General features: G+C 71.1%; 25 protein-coding genes. 15 read left to right on the forward strand and 10 right to left on the reverse strand.

Going from position 1 to position 21537, the window contains the following annotated elements; all coding sequences use genetic code 11:
- Positions 1–59 precede the first annotated feature (59 nt).
- The gene (locus ACFY9I_RS22315) at positions 60–1244 is read right to left on the reverse strand and encodes a SpoIIE family protein phosphatase (protein WP_391004195.1); all 1185 of its coding nucleotides are present in this window, start codon (positions 1242–1244) and stop codon (positions 60–62) included.
- Positions 1245–1304: 60 nt separating this feature from the next.
- Here ACFY9I_RS22315 and ACFY9I_RS22320 point away from each other — a divergent pair, with 60 nt between their 5' ends.
- Positions 1305–1781: a MarR family transcriptional regulator gene (locus tag ACFY9I_RS22320; RefSeq protein ID WP_391004197.1), complete on the forward strand. Its 477-nt coding sequence runs from the start codon at positions 1305–1307 to the stop codon at positions 1779–1781.
- 172 nt (positions 1782–1953) lie between these two features.
- On the opposite strand, the gene ACFY9I_RS22325 is transcribed toward ACFY9I_RS22320, so the two are convergent.
- Both ACFY9I_RS22325 and ACFY9I_RS22330 read right to left on the reverse strand, forming a co-directional pair.
- Entirely contained in the window at positions 1954–2358 is a 405-nt protein-coding gene (locus tag ACFY9I_RS22325) for an anti-sigma factor antagonist (RefSeq protein ID WP_391004199.1), read from the reverse strand.
- Between the two features lie 118 nt (positions 2359–2476).
- Complete coding sequence (locus ACFY9I_RS22330) at positions 2477–3352, reverse strand: SigB/SigF/SigG family RNA polymerase sigma factor (RefSeq protein WP_391004201.1); 876 nt, start codon at positions 3350–3352, stop codon at positions 2477–2479.
- A 334-nt stretch (positions 3353–3686) separates the two neighbouring features.
- Here ACFY9I_RS22330 and ACFY9I_RS22335 point away from each other — a divergent pair, with 334 nt between their 5' ends.
- The 3 genes from ACFY9I_RS22335 to ACFY9I_RS22345 all read left to right on the forward strand — a co-directional run bounded on the left by ACFY9I_RS22335 (position 3687) and on the right by ACFY9I_RS22345 (position 5416).
- Complete coding sequence (locus tag ACFY9I_RS22335) at positions 3687–4526, forward strand: SigB/SigF/SigG family RNA polymerase sigma factor (protein ID WP_391004203.1); 840 nt, start codon at positions 3687–3689, stop codon at positions 4524–4526.
- Positions 4527–4606: 80 nt separating this feature from the next.
- Positions 4607–4912 carry a DUF5133 domain-containing protein gene (locus ACFY9I_RS22340; protein ID WP_391004205.1) on the forward strand — a complete coding sequence of 102 codons (306 nt, stop codon included), beginning with the start codon at positions 4607–4609 and terminating at the stop codon, positions 4910–4912.
- Positions 4913–4957: 45 nt separating this feature from the next.
- The gene (locus ACFY9I_RS22345) at positions 4958–5416 is read left to right on the forward strand and encodes an ATP-binding protein (protein ID WP_391004207.1); all 459 of its coding nucleotides are present in this window, start codon (positions 4958–4960) and stop codon (positions 5414–5416) included.
- A gap of 58 nt (positions 5417–5474) precedes the next feature.
- Here ACFY9I_RS22345 and ACFY9I_RS22350 read toward each other — a convergent pair whose 3' ends face one another.
- From ACFY9I_RS22350 to ACFY9I_RS22360, 3 genes are all read right to left on the reverse strand, one after another.
- On the reverse strand, positions 5475–5909 hold the full coding sequence (locus ACFY9I_RS22350; RefSeq protein WP_391004209.1) for an ATP-binding protein: 435 nt from the start codon (positions 5907–5909) through the stop codon (positions 5475–5477).
- A gap of 163 nt (positions 5910–6072) precedes the next feature.
- A complete protein-coding gene (locus tag ACFY9I_RS22355; RefSeq protein ID WP_391004211.1) occupies positions 6073–7800 on the reverse strand; it encodes a SpoIIE family protein phosphatase in 1728 nt (575 codons plus the stop codon).
- 207 nt (positions 7801–8007) lie between these two features.
- Positions 8008–9096 carry a glutamate--cysteine ligase gene (locus ACFY9I_RS22360; protein ID WP_391004213.1) on the reverse strand — a complete coding sequence of 363 codons (1089 nt, stop codon included), beginning with the start codon at positions 9094–9096 and terminating at the stop codon, positions 8008–8010.
- A gap of 184 nt (positions 9097–9280) precedes the next feature.
- Between ACFY9I_RS22360 and ACFY9I_RS22365 the strand changes: the two genes are divergently transcribed.
- The 3 genes from ACFY9I_RS22365 (at position 9281) to ACFY9I_RS22375 (ending at position 12275) form a co-directional block, all read left to right on the forward strand.
- The gene (locus ACFY9I_RS22365) at positions 9281–9514 is read left to right on the forward strand and encodes a hypothetical protein (RefSeq protein ID WP_391004215.1); all 234 of its coding nucleotides are present in this window, start codon (positions 9281–9283) and stop codon (positions 9512–9514) included.
- A gap of 234 nt (positions 9515–9748) precedes the next feature.
- Complete coding sequence (rox, locus tag ACFY9I_RS22370) at positions 9749–11191, forward strand: rifampin monooxygenase (RefSeq protein WP_391004217.1); 1443 nt, start codon at positions 9749–9751, stop codon at positions 11189–11191.
- Between the two features lie 448 nt (positions 11192–11639).
- Complete coding sequence (locus ACFY9I_RS22375) at positions 11640–12275, forward strand: GNAT family N-acetyltransferase (RefSeq protein WP_391004219.1); 636 nt, start codon at positions 11640–11642, stop codon at positions 12273–12275.
- 55 nt (positions 12276–12330) lie between these two features.
- Here ACFY9I_RS22375 and ACFY9I_RS22380 read toward each other — a convergent pair whose 3' ends face one another.
- The 3 genes from ACFY9I_RS22380 to ACFY9I_RS22390 all read right to left on the reverse strand — a co-directional run bounded on the left by ACFY9I_RS22380 (position 12331) and on the right by ACFY9I_RS22390 (position 14786).
- Positions 12331–13197 carry an endonuclease/exonuclease/phosphatase family protein gene (locus tag ACFY9I_RS22380; protein ID WP_391004221.1) on the reverse strand — a complete coding sequence of 289 codons (867 nt, stop codon included), beginning with the start codon at positions 13195–13197 and terminating at the stop codon, positions 12331–12333.
- A 93-nt stretch (positions 13198–13290) separates the two neighbouring features.
- A complete protein-coding gene (locus ACFY9I_RS22385) occupies positions 13291–13602 on the reverse strand; it encodes a hypothetical protein (protein ID WP_391004223.1) in 312 nt (103 codons plus the stop codon).
- 263 nt (positions 13603–13865) lie between these two features.
- Entirely contained in the window at positions 13866–14786 is a 921-nt protein-coding gene (locus tag ACFY9I_RS22390; protein ID WP_391004225.1) for a squalene/phytoene synthase family protein, read from the reverse strand.
- 127 nt (positions 14787–14913) lie between these two features.
- Here ACFY9I_RS22390 and ACFY9I_RS22395 point away from each other — a divergent pair, with 127 nt between their 5' ends.
- Both ACFY9I_RS22395 and ACFY9I_RS22400 read left to right on the forward strand, forming a co-directional pair.
- Positions 14914–15927 (forward strand): helix-turn-helix domain-containing protein, encoded by a 1014-nt coding sequence (locus ACFY9I_RS22395; protein ID WP_391004227.1) that lies wholly within the window; start codon positions 14914–14916, stop codon positions 15925–15927.
- Between the two features lie 9 nt (positions 15928–15936).
- Entirely contained in the window at positions 15937–16410 is a 474-nt protein-coding gene (locus tag ACFY9I_RS22400; RefSeq protein ID WP_391004229.1) for an SRPBCC domain-containing protein, read from the forward strand.
- 196 nt (positions 16411–16606) lie between these two features.
- On the opposite strand, the gene ACFY9I_RS22405 is transcribed toward ACFY9I_RS22400, so the two are convergent.
- Complete coding sequence (locus ACFY9I_RS22405; RefSeq protein ID WP_391004231.1) at positions 16607–17065, reverse strand: nuclear transport factor 2 family protein; 459 nt, start codon at positions 17063–17065, stop codon at positions 16607–16609.
- A gap of 227 nt (positions 17066–17292) precedes the next feature.
- On the opposite strand from ACFY9I_RS22405, the gene ACFY9I_RS22410 reads away from it, so the two are divergent.
- The 6 genes from ACFY9I_RS22410 (at position 17293) to ACFY9I_RS22435 (ending at position 21439) form a co-directional block, all read left to right on the forward strand.
- Positions 17293–17637 carry a hypothetical protein gene (locus ACFY9I_RS22410; protein WP_391004233.1) on the forward strand — a complete coding sequence of 115 codons (345 nt, stop codon included), beginning with the start codon at positions 17293–17295 and terminating at the stop codon, positions 17635–17637.
- Positions 17631–17876 carry a hypothetical protein gene (locus tag ACFY9I_RS22415; RefSeq protein ID WP_391004235.1) on the forward strand — a complete coding sequence of 82 codons (246 nt, stop codon included), beginning with the start codon at positions 17631–17633 and terminating at the stop codon, positions 17874–17876. Before ACFY9I_RS22410 ends, ACFY9I_RS22415 begins: the two co-directional genes overlap by 7 nt.
- Positions 17877–17930: 54 nt before the next feature.
- On the forward strand, positions 17931–18428 hold the full coding sequence (locus ACFY9I_RS22420) for a DUF2975 domain-containing protein (protein ID WP_391004237.1): 498 nt from the start codon (positions 17931–17933) through the stop codon (positions 18426–18428).
- Positions 18428–18649, forward strand: a complete 222-nt coding sequence (locus ACFY9I_RS22425; protein WP_391004239.1) for a helix-turn-helix domain-containing protein — start codon at positions 18428–18430, stop codon at positions 18647–18649. Before ACFY9I_RS22420 ends, ACFY9I_RS22425 begins: the two co-directional genes overlap by 1 nt.
- 39 nt (positions 18650–18688) lie before the next feature.
- The gene (locus ACFY9I_RS22430) at positions 18689–19225 is read left to right on the forward strand and encodes a hypothetical protein (protein WP_391004240.1); all 537 of its coding nucleotides are present in this window, start codon (positions 18689–18691) and stop codon (positions 19223–19225) included.
- Positions 19226–19462: 237 nt separating this feature from the next.
- Positions 19463–21439 (forward strand): M20/M25/M40 family metallo-hydrolase, encoded by a 1977-nt coding sequence (locus tag ACFY9I_RS22435; RefSeq protein ID WP_391004242.1) that lies wholly within the window; start codon positions 19463–19465, stop codon positions 21437–21439.
- The last annotated feature ends 98 nt before the right edge of the window (positions 21440–21537 follow it).

Consider the following 21537-nt stretch of genomic DNA (forward strand, 5'->3'; position numbering starts at 1 on the left):
GGTCTCTCCTCACGTGCTGTCACGCCTCCTCGCTTCGGGAGACGACTGTCGGAACGAACTCATGGGCGGGGCCGGCCGGCCTCCTCCCGGCCGAACCAGTCGAGACAGACCACGAGCGCGTCGTCGTCCGCCACGGGTGTGCCGCGGTGACCGGAGAGCTCTCTCAGCACCGCGCCGGGGACATCGGCGGCGGGCAGCAGACTCGTGGCGGTCATCGCCCGCGCCAGCGCGCGATCCCCGTAGGCCTCCCCGCCGGGTGCGGCGACGGAGTACACCCCGTCGCTGACGAAGAGGAGCCGGTCGCCCGGTTCCAGGTGCAGTTCCTGGGCCTCGTACCGCGTCTCCTCGAACATGCCCAGCGGCAGCTGGGCCTCCAGTGCGACGGAGGTGACACTCCTGTCGCGCAGCAGCAGCATGCGCGGGGATCCCGCGTCCACGACCTCCAGACGCCCGGTGGCCAGGTCCAGGTCCAGCAGGAGAACCGACAGATGGGCGGCTCCGCCGTACTGGGCGTGGATCGCCTGGTCGGCCAGGGCCGCCTGGTCCGCGATGGGGACGCCCGCCCGGCGCGCGTTGCGCAGCGCGTTGATCCCGAGATTGGTCAGCAGGGAGGCCTCGATGCCCTCTCCCATGCCGTTGGTGACGTACAGCATGAGGTGGTCGGCGTCGGACGCCCAGTCGAAGTTGTCGCCGAAGATGGCGTAGGCGGGCTCCAGTTGGCCGCCGAGCGCGTACTCGGACCGGGTGGAGGAACGCCCCGGCAGCAGCTGCCACTGCATCTCCGCCGCCAGCGTGAGCCGGCCGGCGCGACGTGCCCGGTCGTACACATCGGTGTCGCGCTCGGCGACCACCAGTTCGTGTCCCAGCATCCGGGCCAGCTCGGCCAGCTCGGCGAGGCACTCGTCGGCATGCTCGGCGGACGGCAGTGTCAGACTCAGCACGCCGAGCCGGTCGCCGCGCACGGTGACCGGCAGATGAGCCCGCACCCGGCCGTCGCCGCGCTCGTGGACGTACGGTTCCTGCGCCCCGAAGGCCCGCCCGGTGGGACCGCCGTGCATCGGCAGGGGCTCCGGCGCGTCCGGGCCCGTGGACACGGGGCGCAGTGTGGTGAGCGAGTAGTCGGCCAGGTGGAGCTCGACGTCCTGAGCCGACCAGTGGTCGCCCAGTACGTCGCGGACCGCGTCCACCAGGTGGTGCGGAGCAGCGGAGCGAAGTGCCCGTCCGGCTGCCACGAATCTGTTCACGATGTCGGATACGCCGTTCTCTCCACAGCTGACAGTGTTCGAGATGCCTGAAAGAGTGGGATGGTGACTTCCTCCTCCCATCCGCGGCCGGACCAGGTGGCCCGTGTGACCTCCGAGGCGGCTGAGCTGCTGGAGGTCCTGTGGGGGCGCGCCTCGACGGCGCCGGTGTCCGCCTCGCAGATCCGTGTCCTGTTCATCCTGGAACACAACGACGGCATCAATCTGCGGATGCTCGCCGACGCCCTCGGCTCCACGCCACCCTCCACCAGCCGCCTGTGCGACCGCCTGGAGGCGGTGGGCTTCGTCGAGCGCCGGGCCGGCGCGGCCAGCAGGCGCGAGCTGTGCCTCGGCCTCAGCCGACGCGGACGGTCCTTCCTCGTGGACCTGCGTGCCCGCCGCGAACGCGCCCTGGGATCGGTGCTGGAACAGATGCCCGACGCGAAACGCACCGCGCTGCTGGAAGGCCTGGAGGCGTTCTGCGTCGCCGCCGCGACACAGATCCACGAAGGCGACGCCACCGGCGCCTGGAGCGCCTGACCGCCGCCGACCCGACCCCGGTCCGACAGCCTCATCACAACCCTTCTCCTGTGCTTGGCCCCGGCTCACTCTGTTGCCTTCCGGCCATAGTTGTCAAACGACAACTGTTGCCCGTGCCCGTGCCCCGACGGGCCGGGCCAAATGGCCCCGCCCGTCAGCGGGTTCACGACGACTACTCCTGCGCCGGAGGCTCGTCCGGCTGTGGGGCGACCTGGCCGGAGTCCACGGCGGCCAGCGCCTCGTCGACGCTGTCCACCGTCGCCACCGTGAGGCTGACACCGGTGAGATCGAGTATCCGCCGTACGGCCGGGACCGGTGAGATCACGTACACACCGCCGGGGATCTGCCGCACCTCCTGGTACGTGCGCAGGATGATGTTCATTCCGGACGAGTCCATGAAGGGGACGGCCGACACGTCCAGCAGGAAATGCCTTCGGCCGTGGCGCAGTTGGTTCGCCAGATGATGTTGCAGTTCGGTCGCCGTGTCGATGTCCAGTTCCCCCTCGATCGTGAGCAGCACGGCGTCGTCCCGGGGCAGATCGACCTTGATCGACAGGGGGTTCTGGGCAACGGACACGAGGGGCCTCCACAGGCATTACCGATCGGGGACGTGTGCCCCGATCCACGGATTCGACGCATCGCCCGGCGATGCGCCCGTGCGCATACCCGCGAATCGTCCGACCACACAGCCCCGATCAGGCGACCCCGGGTTCCAGGAGTCCGGCGCGCAGCCGCTTGATGATGCGGCTGATCAGCCGGGACACATGCATCTGGGACACCCCGAGTTGCTCGGCGATCTGTGACTGGGTCTGCTCCTCGACGAACCGCAGGTGGAGTATCCGGCGCTCCCGGTCGTCGAGTTCCGCGATCAGCGGCGCCAGCGACTGGAAGTTCTCCACGAGTTCCAGCGAAGGGTCCTCCGCGCCGATGAGGTCGCCCAGCACGGCGTCGCCGTCCTCGCCCCCGTCGGAGGTGAGCGCGGCGTCCAGGGAGGAGGTGTTGTAGCCGTTGGAGGCCTTGCGTGCCTCGATGACCTCCTCCTCGGACAGGGACATCAGCTCGGACAGCTCACGTGTGGTCGGCATACGGCCCAGCCGGGACTGCAGCTCGTCCGTCGCGCGGGCCAGCTCCACCCGGGCTTCCTGCAGCCGCCGCGGCACATGCACGGCCCAGCTCGTGTCCCGGAAGAAGCGCTTGATCTCGCCGACGATGTAGGGCACGGCGAACGTGGTGAACTCCACCTCCCGAGACAGCTCGAACCGGTCGATGGCCTTGATCAGCCCGATCGTGCCCACCTGGACGATGTCCTCCAGCGAGTCCTCCCGGCCGCGGAAGCGCGACGCGGCGTACCGCACGAGGGACAGGTTCATCTCGATGAGTGTGTTGCGCACGTACTGGTGGGCGTGCGTGCCCTCGTCCAGCATGGCCAGCCGGTCGAAGAACTGCCGCGACATCTCGCGCGCGTCCTTCGGCCTTACCTGGGAGGGGTCCTCGATCAGGGGCAGGCCCACCCCGTCCGTCACGACCGTCCCGCGTGCCGTGGCCGTTGCCCGTGCCGTCACGGCTGCCATGCTGTCCACCCCTCTCGCCCGACGCCTTGCTGCCATCCCACGCCTGCCCCGGTACCCGGGACTCAGTCCCACTCGGTCGTGAAAGGGACCGTGTTGCTCCGCACTCTGGCTTGAAGTCGTCGCCGCACTGCGGACGGCGGATGGGAGGAGCTGGCGATCCGTCACAAGGGATGCGCGCACCGTTGTTTGTGCTCGGAACCGCGGGGCAAGCGGAGTTCCACGCCTCCGGACAGGAGGCACGTCGGCGGAAGCGGTGTTCCGCGCACGGGCCCTGGTCGCCCCCCACCGTTTCCCGTCGCCAGACCCTGAAAGCGTCGTTCAGGAGCGATTTCCCATGCTGGTCAATGCGTCCGCACACGGTACTGGTACATCTGTCCGCCCCGGCACGTCCGACAGGAGGACCCACGACGACGCCCCCGACACCGCCGCAGCCTTCGCCCGGCTCGCGGCGATGGACGAAGGGCCGGAGCGCGACGTCGTACGAGACGAACTGGTGCGGGCCTGGCTGCCCATGGCCCACCGCATCGCCGGCCGCTTCCGCAACCGCGGCGAGTCGCTGGAGGACCTCCGTCAGGTCGCCGCCATGGGCCTGGTCAAGGCCGTCGACCGCTACGAGCCCGAACGCGGGGCGTTCGAGAGCTACGCGGTGCCCACCATCACCGGAGAGATCAAGCGCCACTTCCGCGACCGGATGTGGACGCTGCGCGTCCCCCGGCGTGTCCAGGACCTGCGCAACAAGGTGCGCGTGGCGCGCCGCGAGCTCAGCCAGACCTCGGGCGGCGGCAACGAGCCCTCGGTCGCCGACATCGCCGCCCACGCCGGGCTGACGGAGGAGGAGGTCAACGCCGGGATGGAGGCGCTGGAGAGCTTCAGCGCCCTGTCGCTGGACGCGGAGATGGCCTCCGGGGACGACGGCTACAGCCTCGCCGACACCCTCGGCTCGTGCGACGCGGCGTACGACGTCGTCGTGGACCGGGAGGCGGCCAAGGAGGGGCTGCGCCGGCTGCCCGAACGCGAGCGCGCCATCCTCTACATGCGCTTCTTCGAGGACATGACGCAGAACCGCATCGCCGACCAGCTCGGGATCTCGCAGATGCACGTCTCCCGTCTCATAAGCCGCAGCTGCGCCCGCGTCCGGGACGAGGCACTCGGCCGGACCGCCCCCTCTGCCTGACCACCCTCTCTGCCTGACCACCCTCTCTGCCTGACTCCCGCGCGACATCCCGTCGTCCGATCACCCAGGAGCCGAACCACATGCTGATGCCGCATCCTGCGACCCTGCGCCGCCTCGTCGACGAGTACGAGTCGCTCATGGCCCACCAGGGCGAGCGGAACGACCCGCAGACGGCTCGCCGCGCGCAGGACCTGGCGTACACGTTGTGTGTGTCCACGGGCACCCGCGACGTCCGCCAGGCCCTGGACGCGGCACGCACACAGCTCGCGGCGGCGCAGGTGAGCGAGACCGCGGAGCTGTGCGGGAAGCGGGTCATACTCCGCGGCGATCTCGACAGCCATGGTCCGGGCGGGAGCGGGTATGCGGCGGTACATGAAGAGCGCTGAACCCAGCTGCCCCGAACCGTCGACCCCGCGGACACCATGACATCGATGGAACGCCACCCGATCGGAAACCACGGCACCGCCCCCTCCGAGGGAGCCCCCGGCCGCGCGGCGCGGCCGCCGGTCGCGATCACCACCGCCGCCGCGGCCCGCCGCTACGTACGGTCGTTCGTGGGGGAACGGTGGCGTTCGTCGGCCGGACCACCGACCGAGGAATCGATGATCGATCTCATCCTCGTCGTCTCGGAACTGGTCACCAACGCCGTACGCCACGGCGGCGGCCTCGCGGGATTCGACGTCGCCCTCACCTCTGACGGCGTGCGGCTGGACGTCCGGGACCACAGCACCGCCCTGCCCGTCGGCATGCACGGGCCGGGCGTGCTGCCCCGCGCCCACGAGGGCCGGGGATACGGATGGCCGTTGATCAACAAGCTCTCCCGAGAGGTCGACGTCCACCGCGCCGCGTCCGGTGGCAAGACGATCAGCGTGCTGGTGCCGCTGACCTGACCGACCACCCGTGTCACCAGGGCCCGTGTCACCGGGGCCCGTGTCACCAGGGCCCGTGTCACCAGGGCAGGAAGACGTGGACGTCCTTGCCCTGGTCGTGCACCACCACGCTCACCTCGTCGCACAGCGTGTGGATCAGATACCAGCCGATCCCCCCACCGCCCTTGCTCGGGCTGAAGGGGCGCGGGGCGGGCGACGTGGTGCTCGTGTCCCCGAGCGTCACGTGCACCCCGTCATGGGTGCGCCGCATCGTCAGTTCGAAGCGCCCCGGAGCGTACTGCACGGCGTTGGCGGCCAGCTCGGTGACCACCAGCAATATGTCGTCCCAGTGCTCCACGGCCGCCGGCGGGGACATGCGCGCCAGTGCCCCCAGAAACCCCTCGGCGGCCGTACGGGCGCCCGTCACGTCGCCGAGTTCTCCGTCGAAGGCGGCGTGAGTGTCGTGGATCTCCTCGGCAGTCAGTTTGTCGTCCCTACGCGGCTCTGTTGCCATCTCGTCTTCCCCGGTTCGGCTCTTCGAGGCGGACGCGATCTCGCGTACCCCTCCGAGGCACGTGTTTCCCGCACGCACCCTGGCTACGCGTGCGAGAGCGTGGCGATGTGTGGGGCCTGGGGAAGACAGTGGTCCCCCGACACCTCCGGCCCGGGCCGACGCGCTACCGCTCACCCGGCTCACCGCCCTCGGCCGGCGTCCGGAAGACCAGCAGGGCGACGTCGTCGTCGTTGTCGACAGGACGGGCCCGCTCCAGGAGCAGGTCGCAGAACACGTGCAGCGGGCGGTGCGCCAACGCCGCCGCGTGCTGGCGCAGCCGGGCCATGCCCCGGTCGAGCGTGTGCCCCGGCGACTCGATCAGGCCGTCCGTGTACAGCACGAGCGTCGACTGCGGCGGCAGCGCCGTGAGCGTGTCGGTACGCGCCCGGACCAGGCCCGTCCCGAGCAGATGGTCGTGTTCCTCGTCCAGGAAACGGGACCGGCCGTCGTGCGTGATCAGCAGCGGCGGCGGATGCCCGGCGTTGGTCCAGCGCAGCACCCACGCGTCGCCGTGCTGCTCGACGCGGCCGAAGATCACGGTCGCCATGGACGCCTCGGTCACATTCACCACGGCCTGGTCCAGCCGCTCCACGATCGAACTGGGTGGCTCGTTCAGGGCCCAGGCGTAGGCGCGGAGCATGTTCCGGACCTGCGCCATGCCGGCGGCGGCGTCGATGTTGTGCCCCACCACGTCGCCGATGGCCACCGCCGTGGCACCGTCGGCCAGCGGGAACGAGTCGTACCAGTCGCCGCCGACCTGGGCCGACTCCGACGCCGACTCGTAGCGCGCGGCCATCCGCAGCCCCGGCACCTCTGGCATCTGGGGCAGCAGATGGCGTTGCATCGTCTCCGCGATGTGCCGCTGGCGCTGGTACAGGCGCGCGTTCTCCAGCGCCAGCCCGGCCCGGCGGGCGATGTCCTCCAGCAGGGACAACTCGGCGTCGGTGAAGGCTCCCGGGCGGTCACTCAGACCCAGGGTGAGGGCGCCGAGGACCGCGCGCGGGCCGCGGATCGGCGCGATCGCCGCCGAGCGCAGGCCCGTCACCTGGAACAGCTTCTGCTGCGCGACAGTGATCCCCGAGTCGGCCGGCCCCTGGTAGGTCTCGGGCCCGGCCAGCGCCGACGCCGCCCCGCGCAGCGCCCGGGACAACGGCATCAGTGACTCCTCGTGCACCGGCGGCAGCGGGCCCTCCAACTCCTCGACCCGCGTCAGGATGCCGTCCTGGTGGGTCGCCACCGTGTTCCGCCACACGTCGTCGCTCTCGGTGATCAGATCCACGACGGCCCAGTCCGCGAGCCGTGGCACCACCAGCCGGACCAGGCGCGCGACCGCCTCGTCGGCGTCCAGGGTGGAGGTCAGCCTGGTCGTGGTCTCGGCGAGCAGCGCCAGCCGGTCGAGCTGTGACAGCGTCGTCGACTCGGCGGCCGGCGGCGTGCCGCCCGCCGGACCCGCCTCGTAGAAGAGCACCGCCGCGCCCGTCGTGGCTTCCTCGAGCCGGCACGGTGTGACCAGCCAGGACACCTGCAGCAGCGTGCCGTCGCCACGCTGGAAGAACTCGCCCTCCCCGCCGCCCGTACGGCCGCTGAGGAAGGCGTGCATCATCGTGCAGGCGGCACGGGGCATCGTCTGTCCGAGGTGGTCGCGATGCAGCAGTTCGTGCGCGTCCCCGCCGACGAGGCCGTCGGCGGGGCGGCCGAGCAGGGCCTCGGCCCGGGCGTTCACCGCGACCACGGAGCCGTTGTCGTCCACCACGTACATGCCCGCGTCCACGAGATCGGGCCACCCGTCCGGCAACCGCACAGCCGCCCCCCGCGGCTGCCGATCGGTGTGATCCGGACTCCACGCGCTCATGTTCGGGTTCCTCCGACTCGGGTCACCGACGGACGAGGGTCACGCGCAGGCGGACGGGGCGCCGCACGTGCTGCACGCATTACCCCGTCCTCGGCGACCTACGCGCGAAACGTGCTCGATCGCGGACGGAAGCCGGTCTTCCGTCCCACGGGCCCGCGCGTGAGTACGCGCCGTCCGCCCGTCCTCGGCCCGCGCACGCGGACCTGATCACGCCTGAGTGTGCCGTACGCAGGCCGCGACGACCTCACGCAGGCTTCCCGTCCGCTCCATCACCTCGCGCTGCACCCGGGCCCCGTTGCCGCGCCTCATCAGCTCGGAGACGGCCGTGCGGACCCGCTCGGCGTCCCCGTCGGCGTCGAGGGCCTCCTCGACGTGGTCGAGCAGCGCGCGGATCACCTCGACGGCGGGCCGGGGCCGCATTGTCACGGGATCCAGAAGGTTCTCGGACATGCCGGAGCGGGCGGCCCGCCACGTGGCCAGCCGCAGCAGACCCGCACTGTGCCCGAGGGGCTCGAGCCCGGCCCGCCACTCGCGCGCCGCGGTCTCGACGAGGCCCCGGGCGAGCGCCGCGATGAGGACCGCGGTGTCGGGGTGCAGACACACGTCCGCGACCCGGATCTCGACGGTCGGATACCGCTGGGACAACCGCGCGTCGAAGTAGACCATCCCCTCGTCGCGTACGACGCCGGTGGCGATGAGATCGCTGACGCACTGGTGGTACCGCTCCGGCGTACCGAAGACGTCCGCCGGACCGGCCATCGGCCACATGTCCCACACCTGGGTACGGTAGCTGGCGTACCGGCTGTCCCGGCCCTGCCAGAAGGGCGAGTTCGCGCTCAGGGCCGTCAGGACGGGCAGCCACGGCCGCATCCGGTCCAGAACGGCCACACCCTCCTCGTCCGACTCCACGGAAACGTGCACATGACAGCCGCAGACGAGCTGTACCTGCGTGGCCAGGCCGAACTCCCGCGCCATCCACAGGTACCTGCTGTTCATGGTGATCGTCGGACTCACGGGCAGCGGCGACGTGGCCAGCGCCACGACGGCGCTGCCGATTCCCTCGGCATGCCGCGCCGCGTCCTTGCGGCAGCGGATGATCTCGGCCCCCAGGGCCGCCATCTCCGACTGCGGGTGCGTGGCGAACTCCACCTGCTCGTCGTGGAGCTCCTTCTCGAACACGTCCTGCTCCGCGCCCTCCTGAGCGGCTCGCGCGAGCACCGCCGTGGCCCGGGCCTGCGGCTCGCCGGTCTCGGGGTCGACCAGCAGGAGTTCCTCTTCCACTCCGACGGTACGCACGTCATCTGAGCCCTTCTTCGGGAGGTGGTGACAGCCGTGTGCCCTCGGACGACGCCGGGACACCTCGCCGGTCGGCGTGCGAACCCGGTCCGTGTACGGGGTCACGGTCCGGGTACCCGTGCGGCGCTTCGGGAGTCGTGCCGGGTCGGCTCGGCTTCCAGTCCGCGACACGGAGGAGGAGAACGTGACCAGCACCACCGAGACCGGCCGCGTGACCGGAACGGCAGACAAGGACTACGACCTGATCTGGTACGTCGAGGCCTGCCTGAACAACGCGCTGCGCCTCGAGTCGTACATCCAGGACGCGGAGCGGGAGAAGGACACCGAGGTGGTCGAGCTGTTCCGCAAGGCGCAGGCCGACAGCCGCAAGGGCGCCGATCTGGGTAAGGAACTGCTGCGCCGCCGTCTGAGCGGCTGACGGCCCCGCTCACGGACATCGGGCTCACGGACATCGGGCATGGTGGGCGTGGGCCGAGCCGTCACGCGAACCGGTGGAAGGACGTCCTGAGAGGGCGGAGAACAACGATGGCAAGGAGTCCTCGACTCCTTGCCATGGTCAATGTATAGCGCACCGGGGGGCTTGCGACAAGCCCCCGCCCCTGCCGCAGAATCGCTCGCCGAAGCGAAGAACTGCGCGCACATGGGGGTTGTGATGATCGACGTGATCGTGGCCGGCGGGGGACCGACCGGGCTGATGCTGGCGAGCGAGCTGCGGCTGGCCGGGGTGCGAACGGTCGTGTTGGAGAGACTGACCGAGCCCACCGGTGAATCCCGGGGGCAGGGCCTGCATGTGCGCAGTGTCGAGGTGATGGACCAGCGCGGCCTGTTGGACCGGTTCCTCGCGGTCAGCGAGAGGTTTCAGGTCGGCGGCTTCTTCGGCGGCATCATGAAACCGTGGCCGGACCGCTTGGACACGGCTCACGCCTATGGCCTCGCCACCCCCCAGCCGCTCACCGAGCGACTGCTCCTCGAGCGGGCGTTCGAACTGGGTGCCGAGATCCGACGCGGCCACGAGGTGTCGGGGCTGAGCCAGGACGAGGACGGGGTGACCGTCGAGCTGGCGGACGGCACGAGCCTGCGTGCGCGTTACCTCGTCGGATGCGACGGCGGCCGCAGTGTGGTGCGCAAGCGGCTGGGTGTCGATTTTCCGGGCGAGCCCGCCACGGTCGAGACACTGCTGGGCGAGATGGAGATGACCGAGGACCCGGCCACGGTCGCCGCCGTCGTCGCGGAGGTCCGCAGGACCCAACTCCGTTTCGGTGTCGCTCCCGGCGCGAACGGGGTGTGCCGCGTCGTCGTGCCGGCCGACGGGGTGGCCGAGGACCGTACGGCCGCGCCGACCCTGGACGAGTTCAGGAAGCAGCTTCGGGCGGTCGCGGGCACCGACTTCGGCGTGCACTCGCCGCGCTGGCTCTCCCGCTTCGGCAACGCCACCCGGCAGGCCGAGCGCTACCGGGTCGGCCGGGTGCTGCTGGCCGGAGACGCCGCGCACATCCACCCGCCGACCGGCGGGCAGGGACTCAACCTCGGCGTGCAGGACGCGTTCAACCTCGGCTGGAAACTGGCCGCCACGGTCAACGGCTGGGCACCGAAGCGGCTGCTGGACAGCTACCACACCGAACGGCACCCGGTGGGAGCCGCCGTGCTGGACAACACCCGCGCGCAGATCACGCTGCTCGGGACCGATCCGGGGGCGACCGCGCTACGGGAGCTGTTCACGAAGCTGATGGACTTCGAGGAGGTGAACCGGTACGTGACCGGGATGATCACCGCGGTCGACGTCCGTTACGACTTCACCGAGGGCCGTCACGGTGAGAGCCACGCACTGCTCGGCCGACGGATGCGCGACGTACGGCTGAAGCGGGGGCGCCTCTACGAGCTGATGCACGACGGCCGGGGCCTGCTGCTCGACCGGACCGGCAGGCTCTCGGTGGAGGGCTGGGCGGACCGGGTCGACCACGTCGTCGACGACAGCGAGGAACTGGACGTGTCCGCGGTGCTGCTGCGGCCGGACGGCCATGTGGCGTGGGTCGGCGACGACCAGGGGGACCTGCTCGACCGACTCCCGCGGTGGTTCGGCACCGCCGCACTCTGACGTCCGGGGCGGCTGCGGTTGGCTGGACCGCGGAGTGGCTGGCGGCTGGGGTCGGGGATGACTGCGGCCGGCTGCGTTGCGGTTGCGTTGCCGGTGCGGTCCGGAGCTGATGCCCGGGGCGTCGGCTGCGGTGGCTGGGTTCCCGGGGTGGCTGAGTACCCGGGGAGGCCCGGTGGCGATGCCCGAGGTGCCACGGTGGCGTGGCGCTCCCGGCGACTCAGCCCCGCCCGTTGCGGTTGCGGTTGCGGTGGCCGTCGCCCGCGTGCGTGCAGCCGTGATCGCGGCGCGGGAACGGGCGGCGCCCGTGTTCTCGTCTCGCGATTCCTGGACCGCCCCGTCGGCCCGCCCGACCACCTTGTCACTCCCGCGTTCGTCGAGAGCCGCGAGCGTACGAGCGGGGTGTCCCCCCGGGGTTGTGGGCTCGTTCCTTCCCGCGCAGGATGCTGCGATGACGCCCGCGCCCGCTGTACGCCCGTACCGTCCGGAAGACCACGACGCGCTCCACGACATCTGCGTCCGCACCGCCCACAACGGCGGCGACAGCCGCCCCGTTTACACGGACCCCGACATCTTCCCGGCCACCTTCGCCACCCCGTACGCCCACCTGGAACCGGAACTCACCTTCGTACTCGACGACGGTCGCGGCCAGGCGGTCGGCTACATCCTCGGGACCGCCGACACCGCCGCCTTCGCCCGCGACTTCCGCGAGAAGTGGCTCCCTCGGGTCAGGGACCGCTTCCCCCCGCCCCTCGATCCACCCACGACCCCCGACGAGGAGATCGTCCGGCTCCTGCACCATCCCGACCGCATGGTCCTCCCCGAACTCGCCCCGTATCCGGCCCACTTGCACATCGACCTCCTCCCCGCCTGGCAGGGCCGTGGCCACGGCCGAACCCTGATGCACACCTTCCTCCAGGCACTGCACACCCGTTCGGTCCCGGCGGTCCACCTGTCCATGGTCACCACCAACACACCGGCCCGTGCCTTCTACGACCGCCTCGGCTTCCACGAGATCGATGTGCCGAACCCCGGGCCGGTGACCTACCTGGGGCGCACGACGAGCCGGCCCGACGGGCGCGGGTGAAGGCAGCGCGCACGAGGCAGGGCACCGAGAGGGAGGACAGGGCAGAACCGCAGCGTCAGAGCGCCACGTCGACGACGAGAGGCTGGTGATCCGACACGGGCGTCCCCGGCGTACGTACACCGACGGCCGCGGACACAGGCAGCCCGGCCGCCAGCACATGGTCGAACTGCACGAGGGGGCGATGCGCGGGGTACGTCGCGACGCGGGCCAGATCCCGCCAGCTCCGCCCGCGCACAGGAGACATCACCTCCGCCGCGTTCAGGGCGACTCGCGCAACGGCACCGATCAGGTTGAAGTCACCCAGCAGGACATGGGGACGCGGCAGGCCGGCGATCCAGTCACGGACGGTGAGCAACTGCCCGATGTTCCAACCGGGCACGAACGACAGATGAACCGCCACGACCGTGAACGGCCCACGCGGTCCCACCACCACGGCGGCCAGGGCCGCGCGCGGCTGATCGCGGACGAGGGTGAGCCCGGGCCTCCCGGCCACCCGCAGCGGCAGACCGAACGGAGCAGGGGTGAACCGCCTGGCCCTCCACTCCCGCACCGGCAACCTGGTCAGCAGAGCGACGCCGTGGGAGGGGACGTCACCCTCCCGGTCCACATCCCGGCTGCCGTACACCCGAAGCCCCGGCACGGCCGGATCGAACACCCACCCGGCGCCGGGCACCGTACGACCGTGGGCCGCCGACCCGTAGCGCCAGTCCCGCGCCGCCATCGCGTCGGCGGCGACGGACGCCTGGTCCACACCCCCGGACCGCCGCTGCAGCCGGTCGACCTCCTGCAACGCCACGACATCCGCGTCCCACGACGCGACCGCCTCCCTCAGCGGAAGCGCCACATCCACACCCGACACCGCAACGGGCCGACCGTCCCGAAGCGTCCGCCCATGCAGCACATTGAAGGTCGCGAACCTCATCGGCGCACCCTACGACGACAGCTCACCGGAGTCCGCCGCGACTGCCGTCCCGGTCTCCGCGCACGCCGCGAATACCGCGTCCGCGTCGAACCGTCAGAACCCGGCCATCGACTTGTCGAGTACGCCTCCGACCGTCCCGTAGAAGCTGCACCGGACGGAATGCCCCGCCCTTCGACGCAGACAGAACCCCACGAAGAAGGAGAGCGCGAAGACCCCGATCACCACCACCGTCACCACCGGGCCGTACACCAAGGTGACGAAGCACGCGATGCCCAGCCAGACCAGAATCGGCAGCAGCGACCCACGCACCACGGTCCGCAACCTGACCGCTGTCGCTCCCTGCGGCAACACCCGCTCGTTCCACACCTCGATGTGGTCCCGCGTCACGCAGGGATTCTCGCGCATACGGCCATGGGATCACGTTCCGCCCCGGATTCACACAGCGGCCCGCTCCCGCCCCGGCCACGGATCCTCAGGGGCGGCGGCCATGACAGCCTCGACGCCCGCCGCGCGGGCGCCTCGCCTTCGACGAACCGGCCGGGCTCCAGGCGGGGCGCTGCGCGAACAGGGCGCCACCGGTCCGGCGCTCGTACCGAACGACTGCGGCGTCGACGGCAGAGGCCCGGGCGTCGCGCCGGCCGCCGCCCGTGTCGCCCGCCCCACACCTCTCAACGGCGCGGACGATGTCCCCCGCGAGCCTTCCGGCGGGCGCCCAGCAGCGCCCGCAGTGTGCGCGCCGGTGGCGGGGACGCCGAGCCGCGCAGCAACCGGGCGCCGCGTGCGAGCGCCGCGTCGGCCGTCAGCAGCTCGATCTCGATGACGGCGTCCACCAACACCCCGCCAGGGCCGTCGGCCAGCGCGGGCAGTGCGCGGGCCGCCCGCAAGGAGCGGCGGGCCGCCTCGATCTCGTAGGTCACCAACTCCCGTACCTCCGGCGACTCGCGGCCCTCCGCGAGATCCTCCACCGTGACCGAGAAGCGTTCCAGTGTCTCCACCGGGATGCCCAGGCGCCCCTGCGGCACGTCCTCGGCGAGATCGTTGACGAAGTCCAGCCGCTGACTGCCCTCGACGAACGTCCGGCAGCCGGCCCGGAACCGCCCGTCGTCGTCCTCCGGTCCCAGCAAGGAGGCGATCAGTATGAAACCGGGGAGCGAGTAGGCGTCCACATACGCCTGGTAGTCGGCCTCGTCGGCGAAGCCGGCGAACTCCAACTCGGCGGTGGCCGTGGACAGGTACGCCTCCACCACCTCACGAAGCCGTGGATACGCCTCCACGGTGTGCAGCAGCGTGCGGATCAGCGGATCGTCACTCACCCCCGCGCCCAGCGCCTTGCGTACCTCCTGCTCCCACGACGCCCACGCCGAGGCCCGCCGCGCCCTCGGTCCGCTGTCCAGGAGGTTGTCCCCGTGATGCATCATCGCCGTCGCCGCCACGACGTGGGGCAGCACCGGCCGCGGCAGCAACAGCCGTGCCGCGAGATACGGGGCACGCCGGAAACGCGCCACCAGCTTCCGCTGGGCGTCGTAGTCCCCGCGTAGCTCCGGCTTCCGTACCCCGGCGGCGTCCAGGCTCCGCTTCCACGTACTCATGCGCCGATCGTAGGGGCGGCACCCAGGAGTGAACCCGGCGGCCGAGCGCATGCGCCGGAACCACACCAATCTCCGCATGTAAGGATGTCGCCGCGAACACCGGGCGGGACATCGGAGATGGGACGCAATGATCGGAACCGTGTTCCGCAGCGAAGACGTACCTGCGGGAGACAGATTCGACTACTGGCGAGAACTGATCGGCGCCACGCGGACGAGCGACGTGGTCAGCGCGCACTCCGCCGACTTCTGGGCGCAGTTGCGGTTGATGGAGCTGGGTCCCGTGACGGTGTGGCCGGCGTCGTTCCTGCCGGCGCGCTACCGGCGCAACCAGCGGATGGTGCGCCAGTCCGACCCCGAGCTCTACCACCTGACGCTGCTCCTCGACGGCGGGCTGGCGCTCGACCACAGCGGCCGGTCCGGCACGTTCGGCCCCCGTGACCTGCACCTGGTCGACAGCTCCCAGCCGTACGACGTCCGGACGGCGGACTGCACGGGGACCGGGCTCGTCAGGGGAGTGGGCGTCGACTTCCCCAAGGCTCTGTTGCCGTTGCCGCCCCACCAGGTCCGGGGACTGCTGGGTCGAGGACTGTCGGGGAGGGAGGGACTCGGCGCCGTGCTGGCTGACTTCCTCATGAGCTTGGAGCGGCAGGCGGATCTCCTCCAGCCGTCCGACGCGCCACGGCTGGGCACGGTCGTACTCGACCTTTTGTCGGCCTGGTTCGCCCACGCGCTGGAGGCCGAGGCGGCCCTGCCGCCGGAGACCCGCCAGCACGCCCTGGTGCAACGCATCCGTGCGTTCATCCGGCACAACCTGCACGACCCGGAACTCGCACCACCGATGATCGCCGTCGCGCACCACATCTCCCTCAGCTACCTCCACCGCATTTTCCAGCAGCACGCACAGGGTGAAACGGTGGCGGCGTGGATCCGCGCCCGCCGCCTGGAGGGCGCCCGCCGAGACCTGGCAGACCCCTCACTGCGCACCACTCCGATCCACGTCATCGCCGCCCGCTGGGGCATCCCCCGCCCCTCCGACTTCACCCGGGCCTTCCGCACCGCCCACGGTCTCTCACCCAGCGAGTTCCGACTCCAGGCCCTGTCCGAACGGCAGCACGAATCTGCGGGCAGGCTCGGACGTTAGGTTGGCTCCATGTACTCGACGCGCGTCTCCCGGCATCTGACCGCCCCGCGCCCGGCCGTGTACCGGGCACTCCTGGACCCGGAGGCGATCGCGAGATGGCGGGTCCCGGCCGGTATGAGCAGTCAGGTGCACGAGTTCGACGCCCGCGAAGGCGGGAGGTTCCGGGTCTCGCTCACCTACGACGTGCCGACCGGCGCCGGCAAGTCGGCGTCCCACACCGACACGTACCACGGCCGCTTCACGAAGCTCGTACCGGACCAAGAGGTGGTCGAGGTCCTTGAGTTCGAGACCGAGGACCCCGCCCTGCGCGGCACGATGACGATGACCACCACTCTCACCGACGCGGACGACGGCGGCACCGACGTCCTCATGCTGCACGAGGGAATCCCCGACGCCGTGCCGCCCGCCGACAACGAGACAGGCACCCGCATGGCACTGGAGAACCTCGCCCGACTGGTCGAGGCCGACGGACGCTCCTCGTAGCGGCAGGGGCGAAGGGCAGGGATGAGCGTCCACGAGGGCATGGTGCCGCACCTCACGGACGAACCGGTGCCGGCCGACTCGCGGCAGGGATCAGTTCGGGCCTCGGACGGTGTGGCTGAGGTCCTGCGCGGTCGCACCGGCCCTCGCTTCGTCCTTCCCTCTCGCCCTCCACCCGGCCGCGCACGCCCTCACGCCCTCACGGGGCGCAGGCTTCGGCGATCGACCGACTGTCCTCGTAGAGATGGTGCCGAGTGATGCGGCCGCCCTCGACGGTGAGGTGCAGTGCGAACGGCCCCTCGAAGCGCTTTCCCGTCGCGCGTACGGTACCCGCGACGTGCCCCATCAGGACGGCGTCGGTGCCGTCGACGAGGAAGGTGTGCACGGAGGCCCGCGCCTCCTCGGGCACGGTGAACCGCATCAGGTCCGTGAACTGGGCGGCACACTCGGCGGCGGTGGAGCGCGGGCGGATCCACGGCACGCCGGGGTTCTCTGCGAGCAGCCAGTCGACCTCGTCGGCGAACAGCTCGACGAGTCGCCCGGTGTCTCCGGCGATCCGGGCGGTGAGGAACTCCCGCACCACGGCTCGGGTGTCCTCGGCGACGCAACGCCCGGCAGCGACCGAATTCGCCCGCAGATCGGCTGATTTGACGGACATGATGCTCTCCTCGTGTTGAGGTTCTCTCCCGCCGGTGTGCGCGACGGTGTCCTCGATCATGCCGAGAGGACGGAGAGGGGTCGATTACCTCCGGGGTAATCAGCGCCCGCTGCGGGGGGATCGGGGCGGCTCCCCACCGCGTTCGCCTGACATCCCTCTTCCCCCACCCCCGTCCCACCGCTTCCTCGTTCTCGTCCTCACGCTGTTTCCACCAGGAGGCCTCCGCCATGTCTGAGTTGGAAACCGATGCCGTTGTCGTCGACGTGCTCGGCACGCTCGTCGACGAACCCGCCGGAATCCGCGCCGGAATCCGCGCCGTTATCCGCGAGCTCGCCCCGTGGCTCGACGATCCCGAGACCGAACGGCTCACGGCGCTGTGGCACCAGCACGTCGACCGGGAGCAACGCCGCATCCTCGAAGGCACCCGGCCCTACGCCCCCAGCGACGCTCTCGACCTGGAAGCCGCCCGGCTCGTCACCGACACCGCCGGAGTCGGTGACGAGCCGGATGCCGCGGCGGCGCTCGCCCTGTCGGGCCGCCGGCCGGCGGACGATCGCCGGAGCGGTTGCTGATCGCCGCCCACGCCTGGGACCTGCGCGGCGCACAGAACGTAGGCCTGCGCATGGCCCATGTCGCCCGGCCCGTCGGCGACCCACCCGCCCCCTCGGACCGCTTCGACGCGCACGCTTCCGACCTGACCGACCTGACCGACGTGACCGACCTGACCGACCTGACCGACGTGGCAGACCTGGCAGACCTGGCAGACCTGGCAGACCGGCTGGAGTCGCTCGTGCCTGGTCGCACCCCTTGATTCCCCTATCGAATATCGATAGATTCCCATCGCTGGTCGATGGATGGAGGGGTGATGGGACAGTTGACAGTGCTGGCGCTGCGCGCCGTGATCGTGGCGCTGTTCGCCGGGACGGTGGTGGTGCAGACGGTGATGGTGCCGTTGCTGGCCGTGGACCTGGAGAACGCCGGCGCCGACGCGGCGCCCATGCGTACGCCGGCGCTCGTGATCGTGGTCCTGGGAATGGTGACGGTCCAGGTCGTCCTGGGCTGTGTGTGGCGGCTGGTCACGATGGTCCGGCGCGACACGGTCTTCTCCCACGCTGCCTTCCGGTACGTGCACGGCGTGATCGGCGCGATGACGGCGGCCTCGCTCCTGGTGTTCGCACTCGGAGCGGTGCTGGCGCCCGGCGAGGCCGTGCCCCCGGGCATCGTGCTCCTGGTGGGCGTGATCGGCCTGGCGGTGCTGGGGATGGCGCTCATCGTCCTCGTCCTGCGGATGCTGCTGGCGCAGGCCGTCACGCGCGACATCGAGGCCACGCGGATGCGGGCCGAACTCGCTGAGGTGATCTGATGCCGATCGCCGTCGACATCGACGTGATGCTGGCCAAGCGCAAGATGACCGTGGGCGACTTGGCGGAACGTGTCGGCATCACCCCCGCCAACCTGGCGGTGCTCAAGAACGGCCGCGCCAAGGCGGTCCGTTTCACCACGCTCGCCGCGCTCTGCGAGGTACTGGAGTGCCAGCCGGGAGACCTGCTGCGCTGGGAAGCCGAGAAAGACGCGGATGACTGACACCGACTGCCGCTGCCTGTCCCCGATGACGGACGGCTCATGACCGACCATGCCGGACGCCCGCTGCTCTTCCTGGACGTCGACGGAACGCTTCTGCCCTACGGCGGAAAAAGGCTTCCCTCGGCCTCTGAGGAAGGAGACGGCTGGCAGGAGCTGTCGAATCCCCAACTGGCGAAGATCGACCGTACCCACGGCCCACGTCTGCGGGAACTGCCCTGCGATCTGCGGTGGGCCACCGCGTGGATGGAGGACGCCAACGAGGTGATCGCCCCGCTGCTCGGCCTTCCGGCACTCCCGGTGGTGGACCTGCCGGAGGCGGAGGAGGACGCGGCGGGCCTCCTGCACTGGAAGACCCGAGCCCTCGTACGGGTGGCGGCCGGGCGCCCGTTCATCTGGGTCGACGACGAGATCACCGATCGCGACCGCGCTTGGGTGTCAGGACACCACGAAGGGCTCGCCCTCCTCCACCGCGTCGATCCCGGCATCGGCCTCACCGAGGCGGACTTCGCCGTACTCGACGACTGGCTGCGCGACATACCCGGCGCGAGATCGAGGCAGCGGCCGGAGGCCGGCTGACACGCGGCGAGCCGCCGAGCCGACGGTACGGCTGGTTGTGCGGCGGCGCGGTGCGTCGTCCGCACGGAGCGCGGCCCGCGCCACCCACACCCGTATGCCCTTCAACTGTCCGGCGTCGAACGGCATTCGCCCGCATCCCGGGATGCGAGCGCGCAACCGAAGGCAGACGATGGAGTGGTCGGGAGCCCATTCCCGGACCCGGGTGTGCGGCCACGGCCATTGTGTGGAGGCACCGAAATGCCCGTGCTCTTCTTCGACATAGGAGCCACGCTGGCGGACGCGCGGGAGGAAGCGGACGGTTCGCTGACGTTGCTGCCCCGCCCCCGAGTCCTCGCCGTGCTCGACGGCTTCCTCGACGTACGCCAGGGCGTCATCTCCAACCCGGGGCCGGGCGAGGGCGCCGCGGAGCGGGCGGCGTCGGCCCTGCGGGCGGCGTTCCCCGGCCGGTTCACGGACGACACGCTCATCCACTGGGGCCCCAAGGACAACCGGGAGATCTTCGAGGAAGCGGTCGCCGGCACCGCAGGCGAGGGGAACCCGGCCTGCGCCGCCGATGAGTGCGTTTTCGTCGGCGAGGATCACCAGGAGCGCGCGTTCGCTCGACAGGCCGGACTGCGTACGGCGGCCCACCCCGTGTTCACCGGCGCCGCACTGGAGAACCGTCCCGTCCTCTGGGCGCGGATCGAACTGCCAGAGGACCGGGGTCTGCCAGCGCTGGAGACCGTCGCGAACCAGACCGAGGTCGTCCCCGTGCACATCGCCTCCGCGCGGCTCGTACTGGCCATGGCCAGCATGCGCGGCGCCGTGGCACTCGAACAGGCCGGGTTCACGGTGGACCTGCGAGGGCCGGTGGAGGACACGGCGGCCTTCCTGATCCGCGACGACCGCCCCCTCGCCCCCTCCCAGGACCTGGCCGACGCCCCGGACCGTGCCACCACGCGCGCCACGTCCGCCTTCGCCGTCGTCGCCGAGGAACTCGCCGGCCCCACCACACCGCCGCTCCACCCGCTGGGCCCCGCACCGGGCGGTGCCTACGTCGCAGCGCCCGCCGGCGCCCCGATCGAGGACGTCCACCTGCCCGGCGCCAAGCCCGGCCACACCGAGCGACTGCTTCCGGACCCGGCGCTCCTCTCCCGTCCCGGCGAGGCATGGGCGCAAGGACTCGCCGCCGGCCCCGCCGAAGGCCTCGCAGAACCGGGCCCACCCACGGCGGCAGCCGGTGACGGCCTCCCCTCCCCGGAGACGATCGCCGCGGTACGGGCGGCAGTGACCCCCGAGGTGCTGCGTGGCCACGTCGCTCGCATCTCCGGTGCCGAGCCGCTCAGGGACGGCGAGCCGCTGGTGGTACGCAGCCGTGACGCGTCGTCCGAGGACAACCCCCGAGTCGTCGAGGCACTCGCGGACCGCTTCCGGGACCTCGGCCTGAGGGTACGACTGCACCGGTTCCGGTGGCGCGGACGCCGTCTGTTCAACGTGGAGGCCGAGCACCATGTCACCGGGGCGGACTCGGCGGTGCTGATCACCGCGCACCTCGATTCCACCGCATCCAACGGCGAGTTCGTCGACGAGAACGGCGACCCGCGCCCCTACGACCCCGCCGTGGACCCCGCACCGGGCGCCGACGACGACGGCAGCGGAACCGCCGCCGTCATGGCCGCCGCCGAGTGCCTGCGGGACATCCTCGCGGAGGGCAGGGAACCGACTCGGAACGTGCGCTTCGTACTCTTCAACGCCGAGGAACAGGCCCTGACCGGCAGCAAGTTCTACGCGCGGGCCGCCGCCGCGGCGGACGACCGTATCGCTGGTGTCTTCCAGATGGACATGATCGCGGGACGCCGGCAGGGCAGCACGGCCGTCGTCGAGATCCACGCCGGTTCCTCGGTGCCGGGGCCGGTCGCGGGCGCGTCCGACGCGCTGGGCGCGCTCGTCGCCGACGCCGTCCCCGCCGTCGACCCCGCGGTCACCGTCCAGCGGCTCACGGGCCCCTCCGATCCGGCGATCGGACGCAGCGACCACGCGAGCTTCCACGAGCGGGGCTGGGCGGCCATCGCCGTCTCCGAGGACATCTTCGCCCCCGACGGCGGACCCGGCACGGGCACCAGGCAGTACCACACCCCGGGAGACACCGTCACCGACCAGGACCACAGCCCCCGGTTCGCGGCCACGATCGCCCGCTCCGTCACGGCGACCGCCCTCACCCTCGCGGGCCTATGACCCTTAGGGGTCCTAACAAAAGTGGGTGGACTTGACCTGGTCAGAGGTCGGTGTCGTGCACGAGGCCGCTGGGTATCGGGACGCGGTCAGCTGCGTAG

The organism is Streptomyces sp. NPDC012510, assembly GCF_042955065.1.
In the GTDB taxonomy this organism is placed as follows: domain Bacteria; phylum Actinomycetota; class Actinomycetes; order Streptomycetales; family Streptomycetaceae; genus Streptomyces.